Source organism: Bradyrhizobium sp. 139 (assembly GCF_023074175.1).
Classification (GTDB): Bacteria; Pseudomonadota; Alphaproteobacteria; order Rhizobiales; family Xanthobacteraceae; genus Bradyrhizobium.
Window position 1 is genome coordinate 92988 of the sequence record NZ_JADPKS010000035.1, and the last position, 13427, is coordinate 106414.

14 protein-coding genes are annotated in these 13427 nt (G+C 64.0%); 3 read left to right on the forward strand and 11 right to left on the reverse strand.

Features of this window, described 5'->3' with window-relative positions; translation table 11 throughout:
* Window positions 1-145 precede the first annotated feature (145 nt).
* Both IVA80_RS08935 and IVA80_RS08940 read right to left on the reverse strand, forming a co-directional pair.
* Window positions 146-466, reverse strand: coding sequence for a hypothetical protein (locus tag IVA80_RS08935; RefSeq protein WP_247428155.1), 321 nt, complete (start codon window positions 464-466; stop codon window positions 146-148).
* Window positions 453-653 carry a hypothetical protein gene (locus IVA80_RS08940; RefSeq protein ID WP_247428158.1) on the reverse strand — a complete coding sequence of 67 codons (201 nt, stop codon included), beginning with the start codon at window positions 651-653 and terminating at the stop codon, window positions 453-455. Before IVA80_RS08940 ends, IVA80_RS08935 begins: the two co-directional genes overlap by 14 nt.
* Window positions 654-773: 120 nt before the next feature.
* On the opposite strand from IVA80_RS08940, the gene IVA80_RS08945 reads away from it, so the two are divergent.
* Entirely contained in the window at window positions 774-1058 is a 285-nt protein-coding gene (locus IVA80_RS08945; RefSeq protein ID WP_247428161.1) for a hypothetical protein, read from the forward strand.
* Between the two features lie 31 nt (window positions 1059-1089).
* Here IVA80_RS08945 and IVA80_RS08950 read toward each other — a convergent pair whose 3' ends face one another.
* The 8 genes from IVA80_RS08950 to IVA80_RS08985 all read right to left on the reverse strand — a co-directional run bounded on the left by IVA80_RS08950 (window position 1090) and on the right by IVA80_RS08985 (window position 9998).
* The gene (locus tag IVA80_RS08950; RefSeq protein WP_247428164.1) at window positions 1090-2025 is read right to left on the reverse strand and encodes an AEC family transporter; all 936 of its coding nucleotides are present in this window, start codon (window positions 2023-2025) and stop codon (window positions 1090-1092) included.
* 160 nt (window positions 2026-2185) lie between these two features.
* Complete coding sequence (locus tag IVA80_RS08955) at window positions 2186-2395, reverse strand: hypothetical protein (protein WP_247428167.1); 210 nt, start codon at window positions 2393-2395, stop codon at window positions 2186-2188.
* Window positions 2392-2565 (reverse strand): hypothetical protein, encoded by a 174-nt coding sequence (locus IVA80_RS08960; protein ID WP_247428170.1) that lies wholly within the window; start codon window positions 2563-2565, stop codon window positions 2392-2394. The genes IVA80_RS08955 and IVA80_RS08960 overlap by 4 nt, the downstream gene beginning before the upstream one ends.
* 363 nt (window positions 2566-2928) lie before the next feature.
* Window positions 2929-4548, reverse strand: a complete 1620-nt coding sequence (locus tag IVA80_RS08965) for an ABC transporter ATP-binding protein (protein ID WP_247428173.1) — start codon at window positions 4546-4548, stop codon at window positions 2929-2931.
* 2 nt (window positions 4549-4550) lie between these two features.
* On the reverse strand, window positions 4551-5390 hold the full coding sequence (locus tag IVA80_RS08970) for an ABC transporter permease (RefSeq protein ID WP_247428175.1): 840 nt from the start codon (window positions 5388-5390) through the stop codon (window positions 4551-4553).
* Complete coding sequence (locus tag IVA80_RS08975) at window positions 5387-6358, reverse strand: ABC transporter permease (protein WP_247428178.1); 972 nt, start codon at window positions 6356-6358, stop codon at window positions 5387-5389. Before IVA80_RS08975 ends, IVA80_RS08970 begins: the two co-directional genes overlap by 4 nt.
* 199 nt (window positions 6359-6557) lie before the next feature.
* Window positions 6558-8108: an ABC transporter substrate-binding protein gene (locus tag IVA80_RS08980; protein ID WP_247428182.1), complete on the reverse strand. Its 1551-nt coding sequence runs from the start codon at window positions 8106-8108 to the stop codon at window positions 6558-6560.
* Between the two features lie 339 nt (window positions 8109-8447).
* Window positions 8448-9998, reverse strand: coding sequence for a winged helix-turn-helix domain-containing tetratricopeptide repeat protein (locus IVA80_RS08985; RefSeq protein ID WP_247428185.1), 1551 nt, complete (start codon window positions 9996-9998; stop codon window positions 8448-8450).
* Window positions 9999-10131: 133 nt separating this feature from the next.
* Here IVA80_RS08985 and mddA point away from each other — a divergent pair, with 133 nt between their 5' ends.
* Window positions 10132-10920 (forward strand): methanethiol S-methyltransferase, encoded by a 789-nt coding sequence (gene mddA, locus IVA80_RS08990; RefSeq protein WP_247428188.1) that lies wholly within the window; start codon window positions 10132-10134, stop codon window positions 10918-10920.
* Window positions 10921-11123: 203 nt separating this feature from the next.
* The gene (locus IVA80_RS08995) at window positions 11124-11546 is read left to right on the forward strand and encodes a GFA family protein (protein ID WP_247428190.1); all 423 of its coding nucleotides are present in this window, start codon (window positions 11124-11126) and stop codon (window positions 11544-11546) included.
* Window positions 11547-11804: 258 nt separating this feature from the next.
* On the opposite strand, the gene IVA80_RS09000 is transcribed toward IVA80_RS08995, so the two are convergent.
* Window positions 11805-13364 (reverse strand): winged helix-turn-helix domain-containing protein, encoded by a 1560-nt coding sequence (locus IVA80_RS09000; protein ID WP_247428192.1) that lies wholly within the window; start codon window positions 13362-13364, stop codon window positions 11805-11807.
* Between the last annotated feature and the right edge of the window lie 63 nt (window positions 13365-13427).

Below are 13427 nucleotides of genomic sequence, written 5' to 3' on the forward strand. Positions count from 1 at the left end.
CGAAAATGCTGTCACATGCATGGCACAGCGGCAGCCAACCTAACTTGTTGGGCTGCAAATGATTTTCGTGCTTAATGCCGGCTTAAGAAATGCTGAAGGAAGGCTTAATTTCGTGAGGCCCCGGGTCACCTGCGTGCGTCTTGCGTTAATCAAGACGCCGCCGTGCTTGGTCGCGCATCTGTTCGCGGAATGCCGCGCGCTTGGCAGGCCGGTCCTCCTCGCGCACGTCGTGGCGATCGAAGATGTCGAACTTCTCCATGATCGGATAGCGCTCGCTCGCCATCGCGAGCACGCGCAGCACCTTTGTCGCGGACGGCGTCGGCCCGCTCACCTCCCAGCGCCGGATGGTGTCGGCGCCGCCCTTCTCCGGCAGTCCGCAAAGCTTTGCCATGTCGGCTGCGGTGAGCTTGCGCGCGAGGGCATCGGAAAGGTCGTTGCGGAGTTGCTTCAGTTCAGAGCCGGTCATGTTGCTTGCGTCCAGGGAAATCACTGAAGGCAATGCAATAGCGCTGATTCGGGTCCATCCGAAGGCGACGAGCGCGCGCAGCGATCGTCGCGGCGGTCGCGGCCTTCAAGGAGCTGATGCATTCGGTCGCGACCGTGAAGGAGCGCCACAACCGAAAAGGCCTGCTGCCCGCGGCGGCGCTGATCATGCCGTGTGACCGCGCTCCGGCACCTTCACGCACGCACGGAGTTATGAACGGTGTCCTATGGAAATTTCCCGATGGATGAACACTTGGCACAATGGGCGCACAGCGACAAAGGGATCAGCCATGACAAGCATCAAACTCGCAATTGCCGTACTTATCACCGTCGGGCTGGCTGCAGCCCCCTCCGTTGTCGAGGCGAAGAAGCACAGGTCAGCCAGACACCACAGCACCGGTGTTGTAGCCCCGAGCTATGGCAGCGCCGGAGGGCCGGTGGCAACGCAACCCAGGACTTACGGAAGCTCCGGACAGTCCACCGGGACGGTCACGGCGCCCTCGGTCGGATCGTACAATTGGCCGTCGGTCGGCGTGACCAATTCGGTGCCGACCTGGAGCAACACCACGAGATAGAGAGCAGGTCGGCAGGGCGCGCTGCTGACCGTCAACGTGTCCCGGCCGCGAGGCCGGAGAGCAGGTAGAGCGCGACCAGCAATGTCGCGACCGACAGCATCGTCGTGACCGAGACGGTGGCCGCGACCAGCTTCTCCTCGACCTTGTGTTCGTGCGCCAGCACATAGACGGTTTTCGCCGTCGGCACGGCGGCGCATATGACGGCGGCGACCGTGTAGAGGGGATTGAGGCTCGTGACCACGCAAAGTCCGTAGACGACCAGCGGCATCACCACCAGCTTCACGGTCGCGAGCGCGAACGATGCCTTCAGGTTGGATCGCAGACCGTCGACCGATAGGCCAAGCCCGATGGCAAAGAGTGCGCAGGGCGTCAGCGCGGCGGCAATCATGTTCAGATAGGCCGCGACCGGAGCCGGAATCGGCAGGCCCATGATCGCCCACACGAGACCGGTGAGCGTCGACAGGACCATCGGATTGAGCAGGATCTGTTTCAACAGTCCGGCGGAATGCGCAGGCCGTCGCGCGTCCCTTTCCAGCAGGATGACTGTAATCGGAAACATCACGCCGGCGACGAACACCGTCGCCACCGCGGCGGGCAAGACGGCGGGCTGGCCGTAGATCGCGTGCAGGATCGGAAGCGCCACGAAGCCGGTATTGGTCATGGCTGCCGCCATTCCATGAATCGTGCCGCTGGCGAGATCGTGCGTTCCACCAGCGCGGACCGCCACGAAGACCAGCGCGAAGCAGACGAGGGAGCCGCCGCCGAATGCGAGCAGGAAGCGCCATTCCAGCAGGTTACCCGCCGGCTCCTGGGCGATCGTGACGATCAGCAGCGCCGGCATCGCCACGTTGTAGGCAAAATGCACCAGCGCGTCGGCAAGCGAGCGGGAGAGATAGCCGAGCTCCCCGGCCAGCCAGCCGGTGACAATGATCGCGAACACGGGAAGAACGAGGCTGGCGACCTCCATCCGGTTTCCCCCTTGCTGGCAACGGCCGCGCGGCAGGTTACTCCGGCAATGGATCGTCGTCACTGTTTTGCTTGAGCCGCCTCATTCGAAAAGTCCTCCTCGGTCATGGCGGTGAGGACCAGGCGGCTTCGAATCTTTGGGGGACGGCGAGCCCGCGGCCCTAAATTCCCCGGCCGTTCTGTTGACCGATCACGCAGCGCCACGCCGCCAGGCGCTCGGCCGGATGCTGGTTCATCCATTCGGCGAGCTGCGGCGCACCCATCAGGCACGACTGCACCGAGACCTGAGCAAAGTCCGACGTGGTGACGATCTGCTCGTGGCAATTGGCCGGAGAGGCGAGACTGCAGAGCACGGCGATGATCTTGATCACGACAGATTGCCCCTATCGCCGCCGACGAACGCGCGACCGGTTACCTTGTGCTGCTCCTCGCTCACCGGATCAGTCGGCGGGAAGATGCTGTCGTAGATGGCCCGAGCCTCTTGAATGAGGCGTGCTCGCTCGCGCTCGGATTTTGATACAAATCGAATAACTTCGCCCATGTTGGCTCCGGATATCAGTTAGCACGTCCGTCATGAGATGATGTCGATCATCCAATCGCGATGTAGGATGCCGGGCGTGACTTTGAAACGGTGCCGCCGGTCACGACGGAATAAAAACCTCGTGACCGCGCTCCGGCATCCCAACGACTCTCGCGCTGGTTCTATGAAGCTGTTCACCGCCTCATCTTCGTTGCGCGGCTTCAGCAGCCGAGCGAGCGAATGCTGGTGTCAGCTTACCCTTGCTCTCGCGCAAGGACAGTCTCGCGTAACAAATGCCGCTGGATCAAATATGTTTCTCTTGGTGCCGCGTGCAAGTTTTTGGAACCAAGTCGAAGTTCGGCGTCCCCGCCACGACCATTCACCTCACGCTGCGGGCGCGCGATCCTTCCGTCCCGGCACCGCCGCGAGCAGATCGCGGGTATAGGCGTGCTCCGGCGCGGCGAAGAGCTGGGCGGCCGGCTTCAACTCGACGATGGCGCCGCGCTGCATCACCGCGATGCGGTCGCAGATCTGGGCGGCGACGCGCAAATCGTGGGTGATGAACAGCATCGACAGACCGAGGCGTGCCTTGAGGCCCTCGAGCAGGCTTAGCACCTGCGCCTGCACGGAGACATCAAGCGCGGAGACGGCTTCGTCGGCGACGATGATCTCAGGGTCGAGCGCGAGCGCGCGAGCGATGCCGATGCGCTGGCGCTGGCCGCCGGAGAATTCGTGGGGATAACGCTCGAGCGCGCCTGCATCCAAACCCACCATCTTGAGGAGTTCGCGGGCGCGGTCGAACGCCACTTTCGGATCGGTGCCTGCCGCGATGGGGCCGTCGGCGATGATGGGGCCGATCTTGCGGCGCGGATTGAGCGAGGCGAACGGATCCTGAAAGATCATCTGGATGCGGTGGCGTTCGGCGCGTAGCGCCTTGCCCGAGAGTTTTGTGAGATCGGTCTCGCCGATCCGCACGGTGCCGCGGTCGGCTTCGATCAGCCGCATCACGAGCCGCGCCACCGACGACTTGCCGGAACCGGATTCGCCGACGAGGCCGAGCGTCTCGCCCTTGAGGATGTTGAAATTGACCTCGCGTGCGGCATCGACGCGGCGGTCTTCGCGAAACCAGCCGCCCGAGGTGACGTAGGTCTTGTCCAGCCCGATCACCTCGACGGCCCTGGCCTGGTCGTCGAGCGGCTCGCGCGCCGGCGGGTCCATCGACGGCACGGCGGCGAGCAGCGCCTTGGTGTAGTCGTGCTGCGGTTCATTGAAGACGGTTGCCGCGGGGCCTTCCTCCACGACCTTGCCATGGCGGAGCACCACGACCTGATCGGCAATGTCGGCGACCACGCCGAAATCATGGGTGATGAACATCACCGCCATGTTGCGATTGCGCTGGAGGTTACGGATCAGCTTCAGGATCTGCGCCTGCGTGGTGACGTCGAGCGCGGTGGTCGGCTCGTCCGCGACCAGCACGGCCGGTTCGAGCGCGAGCGCCATCGCGATCATGGCGCGCTGGCGCTGGCCGCCGGAGAGCTGGTGCGGATATGCGCGCACGATACGCTCGGGGTCAGGCAGGCCGACCTCGCGCGCCAGCGACAGCGCCTTTGCGCGCCGCTCCCTCGGCGTCAGCAGGCCGTGCGCCTCGAACATCTCCGCCATCTGGTCGCCGATCCGCATCAACGGATTGAGCGCGGTCATCGGCTCCTGAAAGATCATCGCGAGCCGGCGGCCGCGCAGATCGCGCCAGCCGTCGTCGTCGAGCTTGAGCAGGTCACGGCCCTCGAACATGATCTCTCCGGACGTGACGTCGACCGTGTCCGGCAAGAGGCCCATCAGCGCGTGCGCGCACATGGATTTGCCGGAACCGGATTCACCGACGACACAGACGATCTTGCCGGCCTTCAGGTCCAGCGAGATGCCGTCCACGGCGAAAGGCCGCTCGGCGCTCTTCGGCAGCGCGATCCGCAGGTTCTTGATGGAGACGGTGGCCGGGGCGGTCATGATCAGCGTCCCTCGCGCGACAGGCGCGGATTGAGCGCGTCATTGAGGCCTTCGCCGATCAGGTTCAGGCCCAGCACCGAGATCAGGATGGCAACGCCGGGAAACACCGTGATCCACCAGGCTTGGCGGATCACGGTGCGGCCGGCGCCGACCATGTACCCCCAGGAGATCAGATTGGGATCGCCGAGGCCGAGGAACGCCAGCGAGGATTCCAGCAGGATCGCGGTCGCCACCATCAGCGAGGCCAGCACAATCACCGGCGACAGCGCGTTCGGCAAAATCTCGCGCAGGATGATCCATGTGTTGCTCTGGCCGGTCACGATTGCGGCCTGGACATATTCGCGCGAGCGCAGCGACAGCACCTCGCCGCGCACGAGGCGGGCGACCGGCGGCCAGCTCACCACCGCGATCGAGGCCACGATCGAATAGATCGAGGGTTGCAGGATCGCGACCAGCACGATCGCGAGCGCGAAGCTCGGGATGGTCTGGAAGAATTCTGTGAAGCGCATCAGGGCGTCGTCAACCTTGCCGCCGAAATAACCGGCCATGGCACCGATCGGCATGCCGACGATCAGCGCGACGAGGGTGGAGACAAGACCGACCAGCAGCGAGACGCGTGCGCCAAAAATCATGCCGGCGAACACGTCGCGGCCGAGCGCGTCGGTGCCGAGCGGCACGGTCGAGAGCGTGAACGGCGGCAGGAACGGCCGCTGCACCATGCGCCAGGGCGAGTTCGGGAACAGCAGCGGTCCGAACACCGCGACCGAGATCGCTAGCAGAAGGATGATGAGCCCGACGACGCCGCTCGGGCTCTTCAGCATCGATTTCCAGAACTGTTTCATGAGGCGAATTCGATGCGCGGGTCGACCAGGCGGTAGACCAGGTCGGTGATGAGATTGAAGATCAGCACCATGGCGGAGCAGATCACGAAGACGCCGAGCAGAAGGTTGTAGTCGCGCTGAAGCAGCGCGTCGTACATCAGGCGCCCGATGCCGGGCCAGGCGAACACGGTCTCGGTGATGACGGCGCCGCCGATCAGCGTGCCGGAATGCACGCCGGCCAGCGTCACGACGGGCAGAAGCGCGTTCCGCAGCACGTGGCGGCGCTGGATCACGGCGTCGGAGAGACCCTTCGCGCGCGCCGTCTTGACAAAGTCGAGACGTTTCACCTCCAGCATCGAGGCGCGGGTCATGCGGGTGTAGGTCGCCATGAAGAACAGGCCGAGCGTCATCGCCGGCATGATCAGGTGCTTGGCGACGTCGATCACATGGTCAAGGCCGGTGAAGTTTCCGCCGACGGTCTCGTAGCCGAAGCTCGGCAGCCAATCCATGGTGACGGAGAACAGGAGGATTCCCATCAGCGCCACCCAGAAGATCGGCATGGCGTAGAAGATCAGGGCGAATACGGTGATGGCCGTGTCGAGGAAGGTTCCGGCAAAGCGCGCGGCAAAGGTGCCGAAGAGAACCCCGAGCATGAGCGAGATCGCGAATGCCGTCAGGGTCAGCAGCAGTGTCGCCGGCAGCCGTTCCAGGATCAGCTTCGACACCGGCGCCTGCTGCCGGAACGAGAAGCCGAGGTCGAGGGTGACGACCCCCTTGACGTAGATGAAGAGCTGCTCGGGCAGCGGCTTGTCGAGGCCGAATTTTTCCCGCAGCTGCTGGACGAAGATCTGATCGCTGGCCCCCGCCTCGCCCGCCATCACGACTGCGGGGTCGCCGGGCGCAAGCCGGATCAGGAAGAAGTTGAGGACGACGATCGCGAGCAGGACGATCACGCCCTTCACGACACGCTGAGCGACGAAGGAGAGCATGATCAAATGGCGATGAGATTGGGGTGGTCGCAGCCGCGGCGGCGGTGCGCTCCCTCTCCCGCTTGCGGGGGAGGGCAGGGGAGGGGGTACTTCCGCAGAGCGATTGCCAAGAGGAGAGAACCCTCACCCGCTACGCTCTTCGAGCGTAGCGACCTCTCCCGCAAGCGGGAGAGGTAAGGGGAGTTCGGAGCGCCTGTCGTCACTTGTCGAGCCATGCGTCCTTGAAGCCGTCATTGACCCCGATCCCCGTGGTGATCAGGTTCTTGACCTTGCAGCGGGTGATGGTCGGGAATTGCAACTCGAGCATCCAGGCCACCGGCACGTCCTCGACCAGGATCTTCTGCGCCTTCTCGTAGAGCTCCTTGCGCTTGGAGTCGGGCGTGGCGAGCGCGCCATCGGCGAACAGCTTGTCGATCTCCGGGTTGGAGTAACCCTCGACGTTGTTGAACACCTGACCCTTGGCGATGGCGCTGGAGACGTAATTGCGGCCGACGCCGAGCGCAGGGTCGCCGTACTGGTAGAGATAGGTGAAGGCGATGTCGTAATCCCAGTCGCCGATCTTCTGGTTGCCGCCGGCAACGTCGGTGGCGATCGTCTCGATGTTCATGCCGACGTCCTGGAGGTTCTGCTTCACGGCTTCACCCCAGCGCTGCCAGGTCTCGCCGTAGGCGAGCGGCAGAAGGCGGATCTTCTCGCCCTTGTAGCCGGCTTCCTTCAAGAGCGCCTTGGCCTTGGCAGGATCGTAGGGATATTTCGGTACGTCGTCGGTGTAGTACTTGATCGTCGAGGCGGACGGGCCGGTCGCGACCTTGCCGAGCCCGTTCCAGATCACATCCTTGGCGAAGTCGCGATCGATCGCATACATGACCGCCTGACGCACCCGCTTGTCCGCGAGCGGACCCTGGCGGTTGTTCAGCCACAGCCAGGCCAGCGGCGAGAAGAACTCCCAGCCTGCGCCGGTGACGCAGGCGTCCTTCAGCTTGGACAGCCGCGGCACGTCGAAATTCTCGACCGAGCCGCCGGGCAGCACGTCGATCTTGCCGGTCTCGAACGCCACCGAGCGCGCGGCCGCGTCGGGGATGATCTGCCAGTAGATCTCGTCGAGATAGGGCTTGCCCTTCTCGTGATAGTTCGGGTTCTTGACGAGGCGGATGAACGAGCCCTTCTGCCATTCCTTGAACATGAAGGGGCCGGTGCCGACCGGCGCATTGTTGTAGGGGTTGGTCTTCCAGTCGGTGCCTTCATAGAGATGTTTCGGCACCATCGGCATCGAGCCGACCTCGAAGATGCCGAGGAAAGGGCCGAACGGCTGCTTCAGCGTGAATACCACGGTGTAGTCGTCGGGCGCTTCGACCTTGTCGACCTGCGCGAGGTTGTTGCGGGCGCGCGCGTGGGTCTGCTTCAGCATCTCGATCGAGAACAGCACGTCAGCGGCGGTGAAGGGTTTTCCGTCGTGCCAGGTCACCCCCTTCCTGAGCTTGAAGGTGTAGGTCTTGGCGTCCTCGCTGACGCTCCAGCTCTCGGCGAGTTCCGGTTGCGGCTCGAGCTTGGGGCTGTAGCGCAGCAGGCCTTCGAAGATATTGCCCGACACCATCTGGACCGGCCCGTTCTGGAGCATGGCAAGCATCAGGCCGGGCGGCTCGGGCTGGATCACGGCATTGATCGCGCCCCCCGTTTTCGGCTCTTGCGCCAGCGCCGAGGCCGTCAGGCCGCAAGCCAGGAGGACACCAAGCAACACTCGTTTTGGCATGTCGTATCTTTCTCAAGCGAGACCAGCCGACAACGCTTCGCACGTCATGGCGCGCAAAGCTACGGCCGGCCCATCCCAGTCCCCATCCGATATCGAGGCTCACACAGTCTCGTTCGGCGCCGCAAGATGAAAGTCTCGACAGTGATCGCACAAAAAATGTACAGCGCGTCCTTTATTGAATTCGATGCTCGTAGCTGTTTTTCAGCCCGAAATGTCGCTGCGACACGCGCAATGCGGGACTGTTCCCGATCGACAAGAACAATTTCGGTGCAACATGACCGACCAGCGTTTCCGGGCCGAGACGGCACACCGCCGATCGGAGACGCAGTGCCGGATGCTTCACCTCAACCCGGCGCGCCGGAATCCCTCCAGATAATGCTCGCGATCCGCACCGTTCACCCACGGCAGTTGCGTCGCGATCCAGTGCAGCGAGATGCCCGGCTGGGTGCGACGGAGCTCGCCCAGCGCCACCTCCGCAAGCGCGCCGTCGCCGGTCATGCCGGCGGACACCGCGAGCACGCGGTAGGCGCCGGTGAGGTCGCCGCGATGGCGGATCGCCTCGCGCGCGAGCGCGATGGCTTCGTCATACTGCCGTTCGGTAAAGCGCGCATAGCCGGCGATGCCGTGATAGATCGCCAGTGATGGGTCGCGCGGCGAGAGTCGGATCGCCTTTTGCGCAGCGTCGAACGAATCCTTGGAGCGTCCGGCATAGGACAGCGCCAGCGCGTAATAGCCCTGCGCCAGCGAGAAGTTCGGATTGAGCGCGAGCGCCTGCTCGAACTCGGACAATGCGTCGGAAAGCCTGCGCGTCGAGAAGCAGACGCAGCCGAGCGCGGCATGCGCCCAGGCATCCTCATGGTCGCAGCGTACGGCAGTGAGCGCAGCGGCTTCCGCGGCCGGCGCCACCACGGCCAGATCGGCCCAGCCGAGATGCACGCCGAACATATGGTTCACGGCCAGCACCGACAGCGCCTGGCCGTAGTGCGGATCGATGCCGATGGCGCGTTCCAGCAGCGCCTGCGCCGCCTCGTGGTCCTGCCGCGTCACCCGCCAGTAATGCGACAGCGCACGCATCAACAGGTCCCAGGCGTCGAGGCTCGCAGGCGGCTTGCGGTCGGCGCGAAAATTCTCCGCCGCATGAATCTGCGGCTCGATTGCCGCGGCGATCGCGTTGGTGATCTCGTCCTGCACGGCGAAGACGTCGACCAGCTCGCGATCGTAGCGCTCGGCCCACAGATGGCCGCCGGTGACGGCGTCGTTGAGCTGTGCGGTGATGCGCACGCGGTTGTCGGCCTTGCGCACGCTGCCTTCGACGATGTAGCGGACGCCGAGCTCCTCGGCGATCCGCCTGATGTGGACCGCGCGTCCCTTGTAGGTGAAGGATGAATTGCGGGCGATCACCATGAACCAGCGCTGCTTCGACAGTGCGGTGAGAATGTCCTCGCTGATCCCGTCGCCGAAATATTCCTGCGCGGGATCGCCGCTCATGTTCTCGAAGGCGAGCACCGCGACCGCCGGGCGGTCCGCCCCGGCGCGCACCGGGGCAGGGCCGGGTTCCGCCGGCGCAAGCGTCGCTGCCACATCTTCCCGGACTTCGCCGACAAAGCGAAAGCCCTTGCGCGGAATCGTCTTGATCAGCCGCTGCGTCGCGCCGTCATCGCCGAGCGCCTTCCGCGCGGCATTGATCCGGCTGTTCAGGGCGGAATCCGAGACGATGCGGTCGCTCCAGATATGGCTGATCAGGTCATCCTTGCTGACCACTCGGGCGCGTTGCGCGACCAGATAAAGCAGGAGATCGAACACCTGGGGCTGCAACGGCACGGCCGCTCCGCCGCAGGTGAGCTCCCGCAGGTCGGCATCGAGCACATTGTTTTCAAAGCGAAATCGCACGTTTCTGTCGTCTCAAGCAAAAATCAAAGTCGTCTCAGGCGAAAATCAACCGTTCGCGAAAGTCTTGGGCCGTCCAATGCGGCATGGTGCAGCGACCAATGAAGTGCCGGCGTTTGGCACAACGGAGCTGTTTATGACCCAACTTGATCACCAGGTTCAGTCCATTGGCCCGGAGGTTGCGGGCTCTCGCATTTTCAAGTTCATCGCCTTTCTGTACGGAATTGCGGCATATCTCGTGTTTTTCGTCACCATTCTCTACGCCATCGGCTTCGTCATGGGGCTGGTGGTGCCGAAGACCATCGACACCGGAACCGACACGCCGACGGCCGAGGCCGTCATCATCAATCTCCTCCTGATGGCCCTGTTCGCGGTCCAGCACAGCGTAATGGCGCGCCAGAGCTTCAAGGTCTGGTGGACGCAGTTCGTCCCCAAGCCGGTCGAGCGTAGCACCTATGTGCTGCTCGCGAGCCTGTCACTGCTCCTCCTGTTCTGGCAGTGGCGTCCGCTGCCCATGATCATATGGGAGGTGAACAATCTGGATCTTGCCGTGACGCTGGTCACCCTGTCGCTCGCGGGCTGGGCGCTGGTGTTCACCTCGACCTTCATCATCAATCATTTCGAGTTGTTCGGATTGCATCAGGTGACCAATCATCTCGTCGGCAAGGAGGCGTCGCCGCCGCGTTTCAAGACGCCGCTGCTCTACAAGTTCGTCCGTCATCCGATCTATCTCGGCTTCATCGTCGCGTTCTGGGCGGCGCCGGTCATGACCGCGGGCCATCTGCTGTTCGCGGCCGTGACCACGCTCTACATCTTCGTCGGCATCGCGCTGGAGGAGCGCGACCTCGTCGCTCTCTTCGGCGACGAGTACCGGCAGTACAAACAACGGGTGTCGATGCTTATTCCCTGGCGCAGGTCAGCATAATTCACGCGTCTCTCCGCGCGCGTCCGCCGAAAGGAGGATGCGCGGCGGAACCGAGGCGCGTAACGGATCCTGCCGGACTCCAGCCATCCACGTTTTCTCGGGGTGAGTCCCCCTCACCCCTTTCCCCACATCCGCCTTCGCCGTAAATACGGCGAACGGGAGCGGGGAGAGCATTTCCAATCTTCATCAACGGAGACGACCAAATGAAACATGTCGGAAACTGCTTCTGTGGCGCGGTCACGATCGAGGTCACGGGCGAGCCGGCGGCGATGGGCTATTGCCATTGCCGCTCCTGCCGCTCGTGGTCGGGCGGACCGGTGAACGCCTTCAGCCTGTGGAAGCCCGAAGCCGTGCGCATCACGGAAGGCGGCCAGCACGTCGAGACCTTTGCCAAGACTCCGCTCAGCCAGCGCAAATATTGCAAGAAGTGCGGCGGCCATCTCATGACCAATCACCCGCCGCTCGACTTGATCGACGTCTTCACCGCCACCATCCCGACGCTGGCGTTCGCGCCGGGCGTCCACGTCAACTACGCCGAAACGGTGCTGCCGATGCGCGACGGCCTGCCGAAGCTGAAGGACTTTCCGGCCGAGTTCGGCGGCAGCGGCGAGATGATGCAGGAGTAGCAAGTTCTTCGCCTCTCCCCGCAAGCGGCATGGCTATCGCATATGGCAGCTGAGAGGTTGCCGGACGTGCTCGGCCTGCATGGTTCGAGACGCCCGCTTTGGCGGGCTCCTCACCATGAGGGTCTGATATCTCGCCGCGAAACGCGACCTCATCCTGAGGGCCCGCCGTAGGCGGGCGTCTCGAAGGATGGCCGCAGGCGAGCTCGCTTTTCTTCATATGCGATAGCACTGCCGCAGGCGGGGAGAGGGTGAAGTTCGTCACCTCATCCCCGCGCGCCGGAATCCTTCCAGATAGTGCTCGCGATCCTCCTCCCGCAGCATCGGCAGTTCGCGCGTGATCCAGGCGAGCGAGATGCCGGGCTGGGTGCGGCGCAGGCCTTCCAGGGCGGAAGCTGCGAGCTCAGGATCCCCTGACATGCCGGCGGCTGCCGTCAGCACGCGATGGGCGCCGACGAAATCGGCGCGCTGTCGCATCGACTCCCGCGCCATCTGGACACTTGCCTCGTAGTTGCGGCCGATGAACTGGGCATAGGCGGCAACCCCGCCATAGATCGCGGCGAGCGGATCGCGCGGGCTCAGCCGCAGCGCGTGGCGCGCGGCGGCATAGCCCTCTTCCCATCGTCCTGCGTAGCACAACGTCACGCCGTGGAAGGCGTGCGCCATCGCGAAATTCGGATTGAGTTCGAGCGCCAGCTCGAACTCCGCCAGTGCGTCGTCGAAGTGGCGGCGGAACAAATAAGTATAAGCGAGACCGTGATGGGCCCAGGCGTCCTCGCGATCGGCTTCCACCGCCGCGAGCGCCGCGCGTTCGGCGACCGGTACGGTCAGAGCCATGTCGGCCCAGCCCATATGCGCGCCGAAGATATGGCTGGTCGCGAGCAGGCCCAGCGCCTTGCCATAGGCGGGGTCGATCGCGGTCGCCTGTTCCAGCAGTCCTTGCGCAGCCGCATTGTCCTCGCCCGTGATGCGCCAGTAGTGCGACAGTGCGCGCATCACGAGGTCCCAGGCATCCAGGCTGCCCGGCGGCTTCTGCTGGGCGCGAAAACTTTCGGCGGTGTAGAGCTGCGGCTCGATCGCGGCGACGATCGCCTCGGTGATATCGTCCTGCACGGCGAAAATGTCGGCAAGCTCGCGGTCGTAGCGCTCGGCCCAGAGATGACTGCCGGTCGAGACGTCGTTGAGCTGGGCCGAAATGCGCACACGATCGCCGCTCCGCCGCACGCTGCCTTCGAGCACGTAGCGCACGCCGAGCTCGCGCGCGACCTCGTGCATGTGCACGGCGCGACCCTTGTAGACAAAAGAGGAGTTGCGTGCGACGACGAAGAACCAGCGCAGCTTCGACAGCGCCGTGATGATGTCCTCGCTGATGCCGTCGGAGAAATAGTCCTGCTCGCGGTCGCCGCTCATATTGGTGAAGGGCAGCACGGCAATCGCGGGCCGGTCTGGCAGCGCGAGCCCAGCCTGCGGCGCCTGTGCGCCACGGCCCGGTTCCGATGCTGCCGCGCCACGCTTGGTCTCGACGTTGCCGACGAAGCGAAAGCCCTTGCGTGAGATGGTGCGGATCAGCGCCTGGCTCGCGCCACTGTCGCCGACCGCCTTGCGCGCAGCATTGATCCGGCTGGTCAGGGTGGATTCGGAGACGCTGCGGCCGTGCCAGATCTTGTCGATCAGCTCGTCCTTGCTGACCACTCGGTCGCGGTTCTCCATGAGGTGGACGACGAGGTCGAAGACCTGTGGCTCCACGGCCACGGGAACCTGCTCACGGCTCAGTTCGCGCCGGTCAGTATCGAGAAGGTGGTCCCGGAACAGAAACTGCACGTCGAAAACTCAGGCCTCACAATGACATCAGGCAATGATGAAATCAGAATGGTTCGACTCGAA